Source organism: Aliiglaciecola litoralis (assembly GCF_039523355.1).
Taxonomy (GTDB): domain Bacteria; phylum Pseudomonadota; class Gammaproteobacteria; order Enterobacterales; family Alteromonadaceae; genus Aliiglaciecola; species Aliiglaciecola litoralis.
The window spans coordinates 162,651-180,215 of the sequence record NZ_BAAAFD010000009.1; the positions used below are offsets into that span (position 1 = coordinate 162,651).

Below are 17,565 nucleotides of genomic sequence, written 5' to 3' on the forward strand. Positions count from 1 at the left end.
AAGTTGCTAGTGTAAGCACATCATATAATACGCATCCAATCGATTTTGTGCGGAAGTTCACGCGCTGGTCTGCGGCAAATATACAACAAGCGCGACAATTCGCGTAAACGGTAAGATTCAAGGAAGGATTGTGCAAAAATCACGGAAGATGAAAGACTACTTAATTGAACGCCCCAAACCCAAGGGGATCGATGTACTTTGTAGTTTGCAACATTTCGCGATTATCACCTATGCGGTTCCTGAGGATCGTTTTCAAGGGCTTTTCCCCGAACGATTTCAATTAGATACGGTTGAAATCGAAGGCCAAAAAATGGGCCTAATATCCGTGGTTCCATTTATAGATGTGGATTTCACCTCCGCCGTTTTCCCCTTCCCCAAATTTACCATGGGGCAAACCAACTACCGCATCTACATCATTGATAGCCAAACCAATGAACGCTGCGTGTGGTTTTTAGGCACAACCTTAGATTCTTGGACGTTAGCCATACCAAGATATGTATGGAATCTGCCATGGCATGCAGGCAAGGTTAATTTTGACTGCTCTTTTAACAAAAGCAGCGGAATGTATGAAAAGTACCGTATGGAGACACAGTCCGATTGGGCAGCGGCTTTTGTCGAGTTAACGCAGTCTCAACACGATCTCTTTGATTTTTCAGGCTTTCCAGACACTGAATCGGCGCTGGTATATCTTACTCACCCACTCGCAGGATTTTATCATCGCAGAGACGGAAAATTGGGAACATATCGGGTTTGGCATAAACAGCTAAAGGTTAAACCAGCAAAATTGAAGTCTGCTAAATTTACACTTTTATCTGATTTAGGTATTGTCGATGTATCAGAGCAAAGCTCACCTTATAGCGTTTTAATAGAGCCAATAAACGAATTTACTATTTATCTGCCACCGCAAATTGTCGGGTAATTGATATACGATTAGTAAGGACCACATAATTTAATTATTTTTAGTCAAGGAGATTAATTTGGATTCGGGAATTTCATCAGGGATCGTTGGGGGTTTGATAGCCGTCATTATTGGATTAAGTATTACTAAAGCAGCTAAGCGAAAAACCACAAACGGTGAACTTAAACATGGTTTGTTCATTTTCTTTCTAGCCCTCACTTGTTTTATATTTTCGATGTTTGCCGCATGGGCATTTTTTACCGTTGAAGATATACACAATGACACTAGTGAATTTATATCTGTGTTAGGGCTTTTTTTCGGTTTTGGATTGTGCGCTTTTGCATGTTTTGCTGAATATTTCAAAGTGAAGGGCCATTTTGATTCACAAAGAATCGAATTCCACACGCCATGGACAGGTACAAAGGACGAAAATTGGGATGACCTCATGTCAGCCAAGTTTAATGCATCTATGTACTGGTATACCCTCAAATTTAAATCTGGCAACAAAGTACGACTCTCCGCCTATTTGCTAGGCCATGGCGAAGTGCTAGAAATTCTAAAAGGTAGAGGTTTTGATTTTTAGCGCAGGATTAGAAAGATAGTTACTCAATAACAGCGCCTAAACGCTTGCGCTTTTTGGCGCTTAAAATATTAGGAATAAACAGGATAATGACAAATACTTTGGTTGGCCGCTGTCAAATACCGCCTTTTAATTGAAAAGTTGAGCTAATCTCCCAACAATTCGCGCAATTTACGCTCAGCGATTTCTGCTGGGGTCAGCTCATCGTTAGACTTCGTCACTTCCTCTGAACTGGCTGGCTCACCGAATAACGCGGCCAATTTTGCTTTGGCGTCTTGTGCTTTCTGATTTCCGGTTTTTTCAAACTGCTGGCCAGATGGAGAAAAGTAGTCGCAAAAATTGGCTTTTTCTGTGTCACTTACGCGCTCGGCCCGCTCTTCATTGCAGCCGCCTCGGCCGTCGTATTCTTTACACATTTTGCACACGTGTTGATCGGCGCTGCAATTGGGGCATTCTTCGCGCCGAGAAACGGGGAAAATAACCCCTTTGAGCGTGTCACCGCATTTCCAACAAGTAAGCGTAGGATTCATGACATGAATTTCCTTATTAGTGTTGATCAAACATGATCACGTTACCATCGGGATCCTTAACGATACAATGCGCAGGCCCTGAATCTCCGCTAGTTGGCGTCTGAATATCAATGCCCTGCTCTTTTAGCTTGGCTTCTACAGTGCGCACATCCAATGGATTGAAGGTCAAAATATTATCTTCGAACATATCTTGGAACAAGCCGATGACCGTTGTGCCCAGTTGCAAAATAAGCCATTTGTCTTCGATGCTACCGCACTCAGGGTGGGCTTCAAATCCCAAAGACTCATAAAACTTTTTTGATTCAACAATGTCTTTTACTGCCAAGCTGACAGAAAATTGTCCTAGATCCATTGTGCTCTCCTTAATTGACTATTTGAACCGCGATAGAACTCGCCAGTGGGTTTATACATCGCACTAGGTTAAGTATAGCCACTCATGATCCATGTGCCGAATCTAAACTGACTTACACTTAGCTTTCACCAAAATCCAGCTTCAGTAAGGTTAATATTAGCAAAATAATGGAGCTGGATATAAACACGCTTTAACGCTTGGCTGAATAAGGATCGTTCGCTAGCAAAAAAGAACGAATATCGGCTTTCTTGGGATGGGCGATTAACCAGGCTCTAAGTTCTTTTACTTTATCGTAATCGGCTTCCCCAAATTTAGCCCGATACAGCATATCAAAGGTCTCTTCCGTGCGCTGTTCACGGATCATATGCTGCCAATGTTCGGTTAAAATGGTATTAATTGAACCGGCTAGGCCTGCCTGCTTCAGCAGCTCCCATTCGCCTTTATCCATCCAAACGCCGCCCACAGGTGCGCTGTAATCGAGTCGATGTGAGGTCTCTTTGGCAATCTTGAGTTTACGCATGATAAGACCTGACATGGGACACAACATCGCTCTTTTAGAATCATCAATGTCGTCATTCACTTCAACATCAACAAATTCGTATTCAGGGTGCTGCTCTTTCCAATTAACGTAGTCTTCAATCAGTATCCAGTTACCGCCGCATTGGTTGCAAGTATGTGCGCAAAAAAACAATTCCAAATAACTCGGTATAAGATTCCCATGATCACATTTTGGACAATTCATTCCTTTCTCCTTTATCCACGTTTAGGTAATAGTTTTTTCACCAAACTGACCACCGCCAATACCACAGCTCCGGCTAAAATACCGGTAAGCCCTTCTAGTATAAATGGAGCAATAGTTTGCGCCATCGAGCCTAACGTGGTTTCAACCCATGCCACTATGTTATGCACAATATGATGAAAGAATTCGATACTATGAACGAGGATACCACCGCCGACTAAGAACATCGCTGCAGTACCTACTATTGATAACGTTTTCATAAGCTTAGGCGCGATAATCAGGATCGCTCTGCCGACAGCCCGCTGAATACCGTAGAAGCGTTTGGTTACTGAACGTCGGAGTAAATACAACCCCAAATCATCTAGTTTAACAATGCCAGCAACGATGCCGTAAACCCCCACGGTAAACAAAATCGCTAAACCTGATAGCACCGCAATTTGGGTGCTGAACAGCTCGTTTTGTACAGTTCCCAGCACAATCACAATAATTTCCGCCGATAAGATAAAGTCGGTTCGGATGGCGCCTTTTATTTTGTCTTTTTCCATCGCCACCAAATCAATTTTGGGGTCGGCAATCGCTTGCAGTTTTTCAAGGTGTTCTTGCTCTAATTCAGCGTCGGAATGAAAAAACTTATGGACTATTTTTTCGAAACCTTCATAGCTCAGAAATAGGCCACCGATGACCATCAATATGGTGATAAGCGCAGGTGCAAAAGCACTGATCGCCAATGCTGACGGGACCAATATAAGCTTGTTAAGAAAAGAGCCTTTGGCGACTGCCCAGACTACCGGTAGTTCTCTGTTGGCCTTTACGCCTGATACCTGCTCGGCATTTAAGGCCAGATCATCCCCCAGTACACCAGCCGTTTTCTTGGCGGCCACTTTGGACAACACAGCGACATCGTCCAAAATCGTAGCAATGTCATCAAATAACGCTAATAGACTGGAAGCGGCCATCAAATATCCTTTTTAAGTTAGATTAATCCAGTGCAATCGCACCGGTATTTTGACTCATGTTTTGGTTCAGAGTCAGTTGTTGTAATTCCACCAACTCACTGACAGTTGCAAGCTGTACGCCTTGCTCTTCAATGTTATGCAACGCTTGCCGAAGGTACTTAACCGTTTGCGGATAAGGATGGGCAATTCCCACTGCATAACCGTATTTTTTGGCGAGTCGAAGTAAGCGTTGAAACTGTGCGTCAATCTGTTCCGGGGTGGCATCATGATCAAGAAATACATTACGCTTTAAGCTCATCACACCGCTATCTTGAGCGATACGCTGGGCTTTACTAAATCGAGTAGTACGACTATCTACAAAGAATAAATTGTGCTCAATCAAGAACTGCATGGTCACTTCCATGGGCACGCTTAACTGGGTTAACTTACTGCCCATGTGATTATTTACGCCAATGGCATCTGGCACACTGGCTAAAGCTTCGAGCAGTGTCAGTCGGATAGATTGAGGCGACATATCAGAGGTAATCGCACCCGGTCCCAATTGGTTGCCCGCTAAGGACTCCATCGGAATATGCAGCATTACTTCACGTTGTTGCAGGGCGGCTTGACGGGAATAGCGTTTAGAAAGATGCGTCATTGGCAGAATAGAAAAAGCCACTTGCGTCGGTAATTCAAAAGCGGCAGCGTCTCGTGAAGTATTTCCCATATCGTCAATAATAAGCGCTATTTCGGCGCTATGTACACACAGGCTTAAGACTGTGAATAGCAGCACAAAGGCTTTGTTGACTAGATATTTAATAGAACTGACTGTCACGATATTTGAGCTTCTTATTGTTGTTATTTACACATAATCATGAAAATTCAACCCGCTATCATTAGAATAACAAGGGCATACAATCTAGCTTACTTTGCCTAGTATAACCAATCTTCACGGCATTTCGATAGCGGATTCAACACCTTGAGTATATTGCTTATACCTTTCATGCTAAACATGCTGACTGCCGATAAAACATCCCATTTTCAGCACTACAAAATGGTGCGTTATGGCTTACTATTGTTAGCGCTTTAACCACTGGCTAGGGTTCACAGGCGTCCCTTTATGGCGTATTTCAAAATACAGGTTGGGGGAGCTTTGACCGCCACTTTGCCCCACCAAAGCGATTGTCTCGCCACTTTGCACACTATCGCCTACTTGCTTGAGTAGTGCTTGATTGTGACCGTACAAACTCATGTACCCATCACCATGATCCAATACAGTGACTAATCCAAACCCTCTGAGCCAATCAGCGTAAAGTACTTTACCGTCGTGCACAGCCCTTACCGGAGCACCGGTATTTCCACTGAATAAAATACCTTTCCATTTGATTTGTCCTTGGCGGGTTCGACCAAACATATTGCGCATTCGTCCCTGGGTAGGATTATTCAGTTGGCCTTTGAGCTTGGCCAAACCACTGAGCGTAACAGGACCTTGTTGCGATTCTCGTTGAGCATCTTCAATGGCTTTTAGTAAGGCTTGTTCGTTAATTTGCAGTTGCTCTATTTGGGCTGCCTCAGAGTCAATTTTGGATTCAATTTTAGCCAGCGTGATTTCACGCATTTGCTGTTGTTGCAGCAACTGTTGTTGCTGTTGATGCTGCTCGTTTTCTAAAACCAACAATTCTTGTTGTTTAGTCTCCAAGCTAGCTTGAACTGCGCTTAGCTCAGCCACCAGCGCAGTGAAATTGTCAATTTGCTGTTTTCTGGCCGCGGATAAATATTGATAATAACTGATGGTTCTCTCTAATTTCACCGCATCTTCAAGGTTGAATAACATTTTGGCGAAATCGGAATCACCCGCCATGTACATACTGCGGATCTGGCTAGCAAGCGCTTGTTTTTGCTGATCAACTTTAACCTGCAATTGCGTTTGCTGTTGTTTTAAGGTCGCTTGTTGAGCATGATTGCTGGCCAATTCTTTTTGGGTTTTATCCAATTTTTTGGCGGTGTTGGAGATGCTTAATTCTGCAGATTTTAGTTGTTGTTGCAGCTCTTTTGCTTGTTGCAACTGCTTTTCTATCTGAGCCTGTTTTTGTTTGATTTGCGCCTGAATATCTTCTAGCTCAGCGGTTTGCTGGGCATCAGCGTTAGCGCACCAAAGAGGCACGATAACGCCAAGCGCAAGGACGACAAAACGAAGCAGACTCATCAGTTTATAAAACCATGGGTTTGTGAAGCCCACAGTGCCATTTACTTGAGTGTAACAATGGGTGTGCCTGTCATTTCTTTGGGCTGCTGCATTCCCATTAGATGCAACATGGTGGGTGCCACGTCACTTAATGTGCCTCCTTGGCGAACCGTGGCATCTCGTCCAAAATAGATAAACGGCACTAATTCACTGGTGTGTGCAGTATGTGCTTGGCCAGTTTCCAGATTGACCATTTTTTCAGCATTGCCGTGGTCGGCCGTGATCAAACACTCCCCTCCCACTTTAGCCAAGGCTTCAATAACGCGACCAATACAGGCATCGACGGCTTCAACAGCTTTAACCGCGGCTTCGTACACACCGGTATGGCCAACCATATCACCATTAGGATAGTTACAAATAATGGCATCAAACTTTCCTGATTCGATGGCTTCAACTAGCTTATCGGTAAGCTCCTTGGAATTCATTTCTGGCTGTAAATCATAGGTCGCCACTTTGGGGCTTGGGATCAGGATGCGCTGCTCCCCTTCATATTCGTCTTCTCTGCCACCACTGTAAAAGAAGGTAACGTGAGCATACTTTTCGGTCTCGGATATACGCAACTGAGTCTTGCCATGTTGTGCTAACCAATCACCCATTACATTTATTAATGGCTCTGGTGGATAGGCTGAAGGTGCGTCAATGGAATCAGCATATTGCGTTAACATCACAAATTCACTCAGAGATGCCTGATGTTCACGTTGAAAGCCAGCGAAATCGGGCTCAACGAATGCTCGGGTGATCTCACGAGCGCGATCCGCTCTGAAGTTCATGAAAATGAGACTGTCACCATCTTGTAATGTGACTGGATCACCAATCACCGTGGCTTTGACGAATTCATCATTTTCACCACGCTGATAAGATTCCTGTAAACCAGCCTCGGCGCTTTGAGCTTGATATTCACCCTTACCTTGCGAAATGAGTTCATAGGCAGTTTGTACTCGTTCCCAACGCTCATCTCTGTCCATTGCATAATAGCGACCAATTAAAGACGCAATTTTGCCAACGCCGATGTCGCTGAAAACCTGTTCAACTTTTTGCAATGATGCTTGAGCACTTTTGGGCGCAGTATCACGGCCATCTAAAAAACAATGCAGATAAATTTGTTTGGCCCCTTGATTAGCAGCCATTTTGATCATCGCCACTATATGATCTTCGTGGCTATGCACGCCACCGGGAGACAACAAGCCCATAATGTGAACTGCTTTATCGTTATCAACGGCCTTTTTCACCGCCGTAGAAAGCACTTGGTTTGACTCAAACTGGCCATCTTCAATCGCTTTACTGATGCGAGTGAAATCTTGATATACCACCCTTCCCGCACCTAAATTAACGTGACCCACTTCAGAGTTTCCCATTTGTCCAGGCGGAAGCCCAACGTCTAACCCTGAACCAGAGATAAGCGTATTTGGGTATGCTTGAGTGAGCTTGTCTAGCACTGGCGTATTAGCATTAGCAATGGCGTTATTTTGCGTCTCTTCGCTGTGTCCCCAACCATCTAGAATAAGTAGTGCCAGTGTCTTTTTCGCTTCAGTCATTATTCACTCCCAGTGTGCTGTAAATTCAATCGGTACAGAAGCCAGTAGTCTATCCTGTGCTTAACATCACTTCTAGCTGATTTACGCAGTTAAGCACCCTCAAACACCACACTTATGGGTTTATTAGCACAAAGTCACCCTTTGTCAGCGCATTCGTTGTGGGGATGGTGAATAAATTGATGTAAAAACCGTCAGTTTTTCGAAAATATTTGAATTAGATTGCGCCCTTGATTATGCGACTATCTGAATTGGTTGCCTTTTTAAAATACGCCAGTGACACTCTATATGGATGAAAGACAACGGAAATTTGCACCACATCGCCACATCTTAAACAAAGTTACCCTTAGCTTAGCGTTCAATTAGACATTCTGCTCCCTAAGGGACTGGTTTCTGCTTCGATTTTCTATATACTTTGCACTCTTTTTTGTACGCCAAGGGGCCAAGAAGTAATGGATCAAATTATCGAGTTTGCTAGCAACAATGGAGTACTAGCAGGCATATGGGTTGCACTAGTTATTGCAATTTTGTATACCTTTATCGCGAGCAGCTTGTCTGCGGTTAAAGAAGTGGGTACCCACGAAGCAACGTTATTGATGAATAAAGAAGATGCCTATGTGCTGGATATCAGACCCGCAGCGGAATTCAAGAAAGGTCATATTTTAGGGGCTAAACAACTCAAACCTGAGCAAATCACCAAGGCTGAGTTTACCTCACTTGAAAAACACAAAGATAAACCCATTATTGTAGTCTGCGCAATGGGAATGTCAGCCAAGAAAACCGCTTCGGCGTTACTCAAAGACGGTTTTGCTAATGTTTCTGTGCTTAAAGGTGGGATGAGTTCCTGGCAAAGCGCAAACTTACCTGTAGCAAAATAATCAGCAGTAGAGTACCAATATGAACAAAGTAGAGATTTACACAAAAGGTTACTGTCCTTATTGCCATAGAGCGAAAGCCTTACTTGAGCAAAAAGGCGTGTCATATGAGGAATACCCCATTGACCAGCAGCCAGAATTAAGAGACACCATGATAGATCGCGCAAATGGTGGCTACACAGTTCCACAGATTTTTATTAATGATCTACACATCGGCGGGTGCGATGACATGTTCGCACTTGAATCACAAAAGAAATTAGACACACTTTTAAGCGCATAGCGCGCTAAACCAATAGGATAATATTCAACATGGCAGATGAAAATCAAGCAAATGCAGAAGGTCAAGCTTCTCAACAAGGCCCACAATTCGCAATTCAACGTATCTATACTAAAGATATCTCTTTCGAAACACCGAACTCTCCAGCTGTGTTTAAGAAAGAATGGACGCCTGAAGTTAAGCTAGATCTTGATACTAAGACCACGGAACTAGAACCTAACCTATATGAAGTGGTGCTATCAGTTACCGTTACTGCGACTTTGGGTGAAGAAACGGCATTCTTGTGTGAAGTACAACAAGCCGGTATTTTCTTAGTAGGTGAAATGCCAGAAGCGAATAAAGCGCATACTTTGGGTTCTTTTTGTCCGAATACCTTGTTCCCTTATGCACGCGAAACCATTTCAAATTTGGTTAATCGTGGTACTTTCCCGCCACTAAACCTTGCGCCTGTTAATTTTGATGCAGTGTTCAATGCATATATGCAAAAAGTTGCACAAAATCAGCAAGGACAAGCGCCTAAGCTTGACGCGTAATTAGAAAATGGCTGAACTGGATCGTTCTAGTGTCACAGTTTTAGGAGCGGGGTCTTACGGCACCGCTCTTGCCTTTTGCTTGGCCCGTAACGGGGTTACCACCTATTTGTGGGGACGCGATCCTCAGCGAATCAGTGATATGGCAATTAGCCGCTGTAATGCTAAATATTTGCCCGATGCGACTTTCCCAGAAGCCTTGATATTAGAAGCCGATTTGAAAGCGGCAATTGGCAAAAGCCAAGATATTCTAGTAGTAGTACCAAGCCACGCGTTTGCGCAAACCCTGATTGCAATTAAACCACTGCTGACTCGCGAACATCGTTTAATCTGGGCAACTAAAGGTCTGGAGCCGCATACTGGCAGATTGTTACAAGAAGTAGCGATTGAACATTTAGGCAATGATATTCCAATGGCAGTGTTATCCGGTCCCACGTTTGCAAAAGAAATGGTAGCAGGATTGCCTACCGCAATTTCGTTTTCGGCGACGGATCCAGCGTTAGCGAAAGAATTCACTGCTAAACTGCATTGTTCAAAGAGCTTCCGCGTATATATGAACCCTGATTTTATTGGTGTTCAGTTAGGCGGTGCAGTGAAAAATGTGATCGCTATAGGGGCGGGTCTGGCCGATGGACTCGGTTTTGGCGCCAATGCCAGAACGGCGTTAATCACCCGAGGATTAGCTGAGCTTACTCGACTGGGGCTGCAACTTGGCGCCAAACAAGAGACCTTTATGGGGATGGCCGGTTTAGGTGACCTTGTGCTGACTTGCACCGATAACCAGTCTCGTAACCGACGCTTTGGATTGGCTTTGGGTAAAGGCATGGGCGTTGAGGAGGCGATAGAAAGTATTGGTCAGGTAGTTGAAGGCTACCGTAACACCGAAGAAGTCAAAGTACTTGCCGACAAACTGGGGGTTGAAATGCCGATTTCTGAGCAAATTTACCAAGTGTTATACAAAGGTAAGCCCGCCAGGGAAGCAGCGCTTAGTCTACTTGGACGCCAACCAACAGCGGAAAACTAACGCGCGCAAGAGACATAAGGTTAAGCTCACGACGTGAGCTTACCTTTTATACCCATCATCTGAGCTAAGCATTGCTACACTGCGCCGTTAAAATCCAACTGTCGCCAAGATTCATATACGAAAACGGCCACTGCGTTTGATAAATTCATACTGCGACTGTTAGGTAGCATGGGAATACGTAAACGCTGCTCTGGCGGTAAACTTTCGATAATATCGTCAGGCAAGCCACGTGTTTCGGGGCCAAACAATAATGCATCACCAGCCATAAAGTGTGCGTCGGTAAAATTGGATTTGCCCTTTGTGGTGCAGGCAAAGATCCGTTTCGGCTGCTGGCTGTCTATGTAAGCTTGTAAATTAGCGTGCCGCTTAACTTGCGCAAACTCATGATAATCTAAGCCTGCTCGGCGCACTTTTTTGTCATCCCAATCAAAGCCTAATGGCTCGATCAAATGCAAATCGTAACCGGTGTTGGCACACAGTCGAATTATGTTGCCAGTGTTGGGCGGTATTTCGGGTTGGTACAAAACAATATCTAACATCGGTATTTGCAGGTCATAAAATAAGGCGGATAGTTTAGCAAAAAACTTCTCTAAGCTGCCAAAATGTTTATACTAAAAATAATATCGATGTTGAAAAGGTCGAAATATGCAGGAGTTAGTGTATCTAAGTCAGACAACTCAGGATTTTAACGAACAAGAGTTGACCGACTTATTAAAGAAGGCAAGAGCAAACAACCTGCAAAAAGGTATTACTGGTTTACTCCTGTACAACGGCATAGACATGTTTATTCAGGTAATAGAAGGCGAAAGAGAAGCCGTCATTGCACTGTATGAAAAAATTAAAACCGATCCGCGCCATACTGACGTCGTGATGTTATGGCTAGATACAATTGAAAAACGTAGTTTTCCAGACTGGCAAATGGGCTTCAAACCAGTAAGTCCCGAAATATTGGCAGATGTAGACGGGTTTTCGAATTATCTAAACGAACCGCACAAGGCAAATAGTCAAGATAAGCAGCGTTATTCAAGAGTATTACTAGAACACTTCAAAAATATGCAGGGCCACTAAGTCACCCAAAATAGTGTCAAATAAACGCATAATCAGCACCAAATAACCCGAACTCTGGCTAAGATGTGTCGACCAATCTGGCTAATTGCTAGAAAACTTAATGCAGATAAGCGTAAAAAGGGCGTTATTGAGGGGTATTTTTTATCGTTCAGTTCAGGTTACATAACTAGCTAAGAAACGCTAAAATTTCTCGTAGACATTTATCCCTTATTTCATCCTGCTCCATGAACAATTCATGTTTGGCCTTTGCCAGATAGACCATTTTGCAATTTGGCAGTTTGGCGGCTACTTTGTTTTGTCGGTGATTGTTCACGACAGTATCATTTTGCGCCTGAAGCAGCAGAATCGGGGTTGTAATAGTATGCGCATGTTTATCAATAGTTCGCATTGCGGCAAGTGCTGCTGCTAGCCATTTGGTGGTTACGCCGCCCAATTGACACTCTGGGTGTTGTGTATATTCGCTTCGAAAAAGTCGATACCGAGCTTCACTACTTGTCAATTCATTAGTTTCAAAGGGTTTGGCGAGGTAATTCCCCTGTCCTAAAAAATACCAAGGTAAAGATCCTGTCACTTTGTTTGCAACAAGCAACATCCAAGTGATGATGCGCGCTAACCAATTAGGTAACGCCGGTCGAATACCAAACATAGGTGCAGACATAATACATTTAGCAAAATCATCCGGATGCGCAAGCAAATACAAACTGGCAATGGCTGCTCCCATAGAATGACTGAGTAATATCGGCTGGTGCTGGCTATTGGGTGTAATCACTTTATCAAAAAACAATTTGAAATCGGTGACATAGTCGTTAAAGTTGTCAACGTATCCCTGATGCGAATTGGGTGTCAGGCGACCTGATAACCCTTGGCCTCGATGGTCGTGAATAAACACACTGTAGCCGGCATGAAACAGGTTAAACACCAATTCTTTATACTTCAGTAAGGTTTCAATTCGACCAGACGATATAGCGATACTGCCAATCGGGTTGGGGTGTATTGCATAAGCATAAGCGATTTGCACATTCCCTTTACCACTGAAATAACCATTGGCGACGTTATTTTTCCAAAAGGGCACAATATGTTGCTCATAACGCAAGGCTAAGAGGTCATCATCACAGGTTTGATCTGTCGATTTTTGCTCGTTCACTGCTAACACAATAGATTACTCTTATTCACGCATAGGAATGACTAAACTCACTGCAAGCCCGGATGTTTTTCGATTGGTCGCAAACACTTTACCCCTATGTAACTTCATGGCCTGTTTGACGATAGCCAAGCCAAGCCCAACACCACCAGAATCACGGCTTCTTGAAACGGATAAGCGATAAAAAGGTGCGAACATACTGTGTAAATCTTGTTCCGGTACGCCCTGACCATCATCGCAGACCAGCAACGTTAGTGTATCTGCATCTAACGTAAAAGACACTTCAACTTTAGTCTCACAATATTTGATCGCATTACTCAGCACATTGTGTACCGCACTGACTAACACATTAGGGAAGCAATCCACATTGATATCTGGGATTGTAGCGACTTCCATCTCAACGCCGAGATTTTGTGCTTCAAATAATGCATCATCAATGGTCTCACTGAGCAGCTCACTTAATGCAACTCGCTGCTTTGCCTCTATCGATGCATTCGCTTCTAATCTTGATAATTTCAGCACTTGTTCAATCATAAAGTCAATTTGCTGAGCTTCTTTTTCGATTCTTGCAAGCTGCTTTTGAATGGATTCAGGCAAAGGCTGAGGGTGGCTTTGCGCTATGCCGATGGCCAACTGTAAACGTGCCAATGGTGAACGTAACTCATGAGAAATGTCGGCGACTAAACGTTTTTGACTGCTCAGCAAGACTTCCAATTGTTGGGTCATGGCATTGAAATCGCGACCCAATGCACCCAATTCATCACCGCGAGTATCGGCAAATTCAACCCGCTGAGATAGGTTCCCTGTAGACACCTGACGCGTACTTTTTTGTAGCGCACGAATAGGCTTCACCAGTGACCAAGTTAATAAGGCGCACAACATACCACTGATCACAAGCACACTACTGGCCAATAACATCGGGTTGGTGCGCAAAAATCGTTTCAGAGCCCCTTGGCTAAACGGTTTTCCGGCAAACAAATAAAATAATTGCCCATCAATCTCCAGCGCCTTAGGGCCATCAAACATGCCCCCTGCGGTACGAATACGGAATGCTTGCTGTTGTGCGATGAGTTCAATAAAAGGATCTTTTAAGGGACCCAGTCCACGAGGAAAGCCGTAAATGAATTCTTGAGTACGAGGATTTATCAACATTAACGCTTGTTTATTGCGTTGACCAGCGCGGCCAAGTAATAGTGAAAGATCAGCGTCGGGCCGACGTTGTGCCACCAGCTCTATGCGTTTAGCAATACTATCAAGTCGCTGTTCAGCTTTTGCCTCTAAAGGACGCACTGAATAACTGTCATTAGTTAATTTGGCAATCCAAGCACCTGCGAACACCAACAAAATGGCGGCCCCCCAAAACCATAAGAATATTTTGCCAAACAAACTGTTGATGGGATTGAGTTTAGTTAACCAGCGCATTGACTTGTCACAAACAAATAGCCTGTGCCTCGAACCGTTTTAATTTTTTCTTTATCACTGTGCTGCATTAATTTGCGGCGAATATTACTCAAGTGCATATCGATACTGCGATCAAAAGCCACCAGTTTGCGGCCTAATACCTTTTCGCTGATATCGCGTTTACTGACGATCTGACCTTGGTTAATCATGAGCATTTGTAAAATCAGAAATTCCGTAGCAGTGAGCTCGACCGTGTGGCCATTGCATTGCACCGTTTGTGTTGATGGCGTTAATTGCACATCATCAATGTGCAGCATCTGCTGAGATGAAGCCGTTGGAAGATAATCCATTCTTCTTACAATGGCTTTAATCCGTGCAGATAGTTCTCGATGGTTGAATGGTTTGGGCAGATAGTCATCGGCTCCCAACTCTAAGCCAAATATACGATCAAAATCATCTCCTTTGGCAGTCAGCATTAGCACTGGAGTTAAATGGCTGGTACGTAATCGTTTTAATACTTCAAAGCCATCGAAAATAGGCAGCATCACATCAAGCAGGATCAAATCATAATGCACTGCGCTGGTCGCTTTTTTTAATCCCTGTTCGCCATCACAGGCAACATCAATGTCATAGCCTTGTGGCGTGAGGTACTCCACAAGCAGCTTCGTGAGTTCGATGTCATCGTCAATAATGAGTATGGATTTGGTTTGCATAGATTCTCTTTTTCTAGCGGTTTGCACCAGTTTAAATGGCCCGACTAGTAATACAGTTAACTTTACACAAGCTTTACACTTGCCAGACACTTCTTTGCATTGACCTCTTTATACTTATCCTGAACTCAGATTACGTAGATTTAATTCATCAAATTCACAGGCTAATATTATGCAAAATAGAAATAGTATCAGAAACATTGTATTTTTCGTCTCGGCCACTGCACTTTTTAGTGCGGCCGGTGCATCCGCCCACTCTCGTCACGAGCAGCCAATTCGGGCCATGCTGCAACAGCTAGATTTAGATCAACAACAGCGCCAAGATCTACGTGCATTGATGCAGCAATCTAAGCAAGACCGGCAAGTTTTTAAAATAGATCTTAAATCACTTAAACAGCAAATGGACGAGGTCATACGCGCAGACCAGTGGGATCAGCAACGAGCCACGACGATTATTCAACAAAAACAACATATTGATGCTCAGTTAGCGTTATCGCGAGCGAATAACAAGCACACGATATGGAATACGCTTTCAGCAGATCAACAACAACAGTTTGATACATTAGTACTTGAACAGCGACAACAAAAGCAAGATAAACGTGCTCGTGATCCGATGAAACGATTTGCTCGTCTCAACCTAAGCGACGAGCAACACAGTCAAATTTCAGCGTTAATCGAAGCGCAAAGAAGCCAACGTCAACTATCTAAAGCAAACTTAAGCCAATTTAGACAACAACAAGCGCAACTGATTAAAAACGATGAGTTCGATCAAACGTCTTGGTTAGCATCCTATCAACAGATGCAACAAAACCAAATGGAGCTTGCGGTATCAGTTGCCCATGCTCGCCATCAAATATGGAATACGCTTGATCAACAACAGCAAGCTAAAATGTTAAAAATGGAGAACAAGCGCAAGCATAAACAGGATAAAAAGCGCGATAGAAATCGCCAGCATCATCAACAACTGTAAATATTAAAAGACCTGCTAAATGCGGGTCTTTTAGTGTTTATCTAAGATAACCTGAATTCAGGTTATCTTAATAATCAGGGACAAACCTATGGTATTCGTCACTACTAAAATGCGGTGAGGTAATAATTAAGTCTGCAGTGGCACGATTACAGGCAACAGGTAAATTCCATACTGAACAAAGACGTAGTAATGCTTTTACGTCTGGATCGTGTGGTGCGGGATTTAGAGGGTCCCAAAAGAAAATTAAACAGTCGAGTTTTTTCTCAGCGATTAATGCACCTATCTGTTGATCCCCGCCTAAGGGACCACTTTTAAATCGATGCACCGACAAATTAAGTGTATCGGCGATCAATGCACCTGTAGTGCCTGTCGCGACTAGGTCATGCTGCTTAAGTTGCTCAATATGATCGCGACTCCATTCTACCAAGTCTTTCTTCATATGATCATGGGCAACCAAGGCGATTGTCTTTTTTACAAAATTAGCCATCAATTTTCCTTATATAAGATCAATGTTCTCACCAAAAGCCTTACTTAGCTGTCTCAAAGCATACATGCTTGATCATATTTCGCAGTAATGTGACTGTAGGCTCAACATAATCCAACGAAATAAATTCATCAGGCTGATGGGCCTGATTAATACTGCCCGGTCCAAGTACCAAGGTATCGCATCCCAATTGATTAATAAATGGCGCCTCTGTGGCGTAGTTAGCATTTTGCACAGCGAATCCGGTTAAGGATTCAGCCAGTTCAATAATCGCATGTTGGTTTTGACAAGAAAACGCTGGAGACGTGGGGTACATCAATTGCACATCAATCCGCTGTGGATATTGCAGTTTCAGCGGTGCCAGCGCTTCATCAATCAACTTTATTGCATCGTCGTCAGTTAACCCGGGGACACAGCGTACATCAAAATTGAGTTTGCAATGTCCGCATATTCGATTTTCCCCATCGCCACCGTGAATATGTCCAAGGTTCAGCGTTGCTTGCGGGACACTGAAACTATCATCCCGATACTGTTTAGCCAAATGATCTCGCAGGGCTAACAAGCGCTCAATGGCGGCATACATGATTTCAATCGCATTAACGCCCTTGTCTGGATCGCTGGAATGCCCTGCTTTACCGGTTATTTGTAAACTTTGGCCCATGTGTCCTTTGTGCTTACCAATAGGACGAAGTTCGGTTGGTTCACCAATGATGGCCATGTCAGGTTTGATCAATTGTTGTTGCGCAAAAAAGCGTGCTCCTGCCATAGAAGTTTCTTCATCGGCAGTAGCTAGAATATAGAGGGGTTTATGCAGCTTCGCCAAAGGCACGGTTTTTATTGCCTCTAGCACGAAAGCGAAAAACCCTTTCATATCACAGGTGCCCAAACCATACAGGCGATGGTCTTTTTGCTTGAGTGTAAAAGGATCGCTTTGCCAGCGCCCCTCGTCAAAAGGTACGGTATCTGAATGACCTGCTAACAGCAGGCCGCCCTCGCCACTGCCAATTTGCGCAAGAAGATTGTACTTATTTCTGGCATGGGGAACCTTATGAATAGAAATGCTAAAACCAAGATCCGCAAAAGCGTTGCCTAACCAGCCGATGAGAGGTTCATTGGACATATCCATGGATTCATCCAAGGCACTGATAGTCGGTATGGAGATGATTTTTTCATAAGCTTCTAAGAAAGCATAATTTCGCATAAAAACCTTAAAATATATTTATTCACAATTATTGCATATTTATATCATTAGTGGCATGCTTGGTCTATCGGGT

The 17,565-nt window shown here is 43.7% G+C and carries 21 protein-coding genes; 8 read left to right on the forward strand and 13 right to left on the reverse strand.

All coding sequences use genetic code 11. The features are described from left to right. Window positions 1–130 precede the first annotated feature (130 nt). On the forward strand, window positions 131–919 hold the full coding sequence (locus tag ABD036_RS14915) for a DUF2071 domain-containing protein (protein ID WP_343861306.1): 789 nt from the start codon (window positions 131–133) through the stop codon (window positions 917–919). A gap of 58 nt (window positions 920–977) precedes the next feature. Beyond that, window positions 978–1,481: a hypothetical protein gene (locus tag ABD036_RS14920; RefSeq protein WP_343861308.1), complete on the forward strand. Its 504-nt coding sequence runs from the start codon at window positions 978–980 to the stop codon at window positions 1,479–1,481. Between the two features lie 143 nt (window positions 1,482–1,624). Here the strand turns inward: ABD036_RS14920 and ABD036_RS14925 are convergent, their stop codons facing one another. The 7 genes from ABD036_RS14925 to gpmM all read right to left on the reverse strand — a co-directional run bounded on the left by ABD036_RS14925 (window position 1,625) and on the right by gpmM (window position 7,814). After that, a complete protein-coding gene (locus ABD036_RS14925; protein ID WP_343861310.1) occupies window positions 1,625–2,008 on the reverse strand; it encodes a hypothetical protein in 384 nt (127 codons plus the stop codon). A gap of 16 nt (window positions 2,009–2,024) precedes the next feature. Beyond that, a complete protein-coding gene (locus ABD036_RS14930) occupies window positions 2,025–2,360 on the reverse strand; it encodes a VOC family protein (RefSeq protein ID WP_343861312.1) in 336 nt (111 codons plus the stop codon). A 190-nt stretch (window positions 2,361–2,550) separates the two neighbouring features. Next, window positions 2,551–3,102, reverse strand: a complete 552-nt coding sequence (locus ABD036_RS14935) for a TFIIB-type zinc ribbon-containing protein (RefSeq protein WP_343861314.1) — start codon at window positions 3,100–3,102, stop codon at window positions 2,551–2,553. A gap of 11 nt (window positions 3,103–3,113) precedes the next feature. Next, window positions 3,114–4,055 (reverse strand): DUF808 domain-containing protein, encoded by a 942-nt coding sequence (locus tag ABD036_RS14940; RefSeq protein WP_343861316.1) that lies wholly within the window; start codon window positions 4,053–4,055, stop codon window positions 3,114–3,116. Window positions 4,056–4,077: 22 nt separating this feature from the next. Beyond that, window positions 4,078–4,869: a divergent polysaccharide deacetylase family protein gene (locus ABD036_RS14945; RefSeq protein ID WP_343861318.1), complete on the reverse strand. Its 792-nt coding sequence runs from the start codon at window positions 4,867–4,869 to the stop codon at window positions 4,078–4,080. Between the two features lie 243 nt (window positions 4,870–5,112). After that, window positions 5,113–6,240, reverse strand: coding sequence for a murein hydrolase activator EnvC family protein (locus ABD036_RS14950; protein ID WP_343861320.1), 1,128 nt, complete (start codon window positions 6,238–6,240; stop codon window positions 5,113–5,115). 41 nt (window positions 6,241–6,281) lie between these two features. Further along, window positions 6,282–7,814 (reverse strand): 2,3-bisphosphoglycerate-independent phosphoglycerate mutase, encoded by a 1,533-nt coding sequence (gene gpmM / locus ABD036_RS14955; protein ID WP_343861322.1) that lies wholly within the window; start codon window positions 7,812–7,814, stop codon window positions 6,282–6,284. 449 nt (window positions 7,815–8,263) lie between these two features. On the opposite strand from gpmM, the gene ABD036_RS14960 reads away from it, so the two are divergent. The 4 genes from ABD036_RS14960 to gpsA are packed head-to-tail and all read left to right on the forward strand — an operon-like array spanning window position 8,264 to window position 10,517. Next, the gene (locus ABD036_RS14960) at window positions 8,264–8,689 is read left to right on the forward strand and encodes a rhodanese-like domain-containing protein (RefSeq protein WP_343861324.1); all 426 of its coding nucleotides are present in this window, start codon (window positions 8,264–8,266) and stop codon (window positions 8,687–8,689) included. 19 nt (window positions 8,690–8,708) lie between these two features. Continuing rightward, window positions 8,709–8,966 (forward strand): glutaredoxin 3, encoded by a 258-nt coding sequence (gene grxC, locus ABD036_RS14965; protein ID WP_343861326.1) that lies wholly within the window; start codon window positions 8,709–8,711, stop codon window positions 8,964–8,966. Between the two features lie 29 nt (window positions 8,967–8,995). Continuing rightward, window positions 8,996–9,496: a protein-export chaperone SecB gene (gene secB / locus ABD036_RS14970; RefSeq protein WP_343861328.1), complete on the forward strand. Its 501-nt coding sequence runs from the start codon at window positions 8,996–8,998 to the stop codon at window positions 9,494–9,496. A gap of 7 nt (window positions 9,497–9,503) precedes the next feature. Next, the gene (gpsA, locus tag ABD036_RS14975) at window positions 9,504–10,517 is read left to right on the forward strand and encodes an NAD(P)H-dependent glycerol-3-phosphate dehydrogenase (protein WP_343861330.1); all 1,014 of its coding nucleotides are present in this window, start codon (window positions 9,504–9,506) and stop codon (window positions 10,515–10,517) included. Between the two features lie 74 nt (window positions 10,518–10,591). On the opposite strand, the gene trmL is transcribed toward gpsA, so the two are convergent. After that, complete coding sequence (gene trmL, locus ABD036_RS14980; RefSeq protein ID WP_343861332.1) at window positions 10,592–11,056, reverse strand: tRNA (uridine(34)/cytosine(34)/5-carboxymethylaminomethyluridine(34)-2'-O)-methyltransferase TrmL; 465 nt, start codon at window positions 11,054–11,056, stop codon at window positions 10,592–10,594. A gap of 106 nt (window positions 11,057–11,162) precedes the next feature. Between trmL and ABD036_RS14985 the strand changes: the two genes are divergently transcribed. Continuing rightward, a complete protein-coding gene (locus tag ABD036_RS14985; RefSeq protein WP_343861334.1) occupies window positions 11,163–11,585 on the forward strand; it encodes a BLUF domain-containing protein in 423 nt (140 codons plus the stop codon). 166 nt (window positions 11,586–11,751) lie between these two features. Here the strand turns inward: ABD036_RS14985 and ABD036_RS14990 are convergent, their stop codons facing one another. The 3 genes from ABD036_RS14990 to ABD036_RS15000 are packed head-to-tail and all read right to left on the reverse strand — an operon-like array spanning window position 11,752 to window position 14,840. Then, on the reverse strand, window positions 11,752–12,738 hold the full coding sequence (locus ABD036_RS14990; protein ID WP_343861335.1) for an alpha/beta fold hydrolase: 987 nt from the start codon (window positions 12,736–12,738) through the stop codon (window positions 11,752–11,754). A gap of 12 nt (window positions 12,739–12,750) precedes the next feature. After that, the gene (locus ABD036_RS14995) at window positions 12,751–14,148 is read right to left on the reverse strand and encodes an ATP-binding protein (protein WP_343861337.1); all 1,398 of its coding nucleotides are present in this window, start codon (window positions 14,146–14,148) and stop codon (window positions 12,751–12,753) included. Continuing rightward, window positions 14,136–14,840: a response regulator gene (locus ABD036_RS15000; RefSeq protein ID WP_343861339.1), complete on the reverse strand. Its 705-nt coding sequence runs from the start codon at window positions 14,838–14,840 to the stop codon at window positions 14,136–14,138. The genes ABD036_RS14995 and ABD036_RS15000 overlap by 13 nt, the downstream gene beginning before the upstream one ends. Before the next feature lie 169 nt (window positions 14,841–15,009). On the opposite strand from ABD036_RS15000, the gene ABD036_RS15005 reads away from it, so the two are divergent. Then, window positions 15,010–15,807, forward strand: a complete 798-nt coding sequence (locus tag ABD036_RS15005) for a Spy/CpxP family protein refolding chaperone (RefSeq protein WP_343861341.1) — start codon at window positions 15,010–15,012, stop codon at window positions 15,805–15,807. A 67-nt stretch (window positions 15,808–15,874) separates the two neighbouring features. On the opposite strand, the gene ABD036_RS15010 is transcribed toward ABD036_RS15005, so the two are convergent. Next, a complete protein-coding gene (locus tag ABD036_RS15010) occupies window positions 15,875–16,294 on the reverse strand; it encodes a methylglyoxal synthase (protein WP_343861343.1) in 420 nt (139 codons plus the stop codon). Between the two features lie 40 nt (window positions 16,295–16,334). Beyond that, window positions 16,335–17,492, reverse strand: coding sequence for an acetylornithine deacetylase (gene argE, locus ABD036_RS15015; protein ID WP_343861345.1), 1,158 nt, complete (start codon window positions 17,490–17,492; stop codon window positions 16,335–16,337). Between the last annotated feature and the right edge of the window lie 73 nt (window positions 17,493–17,565).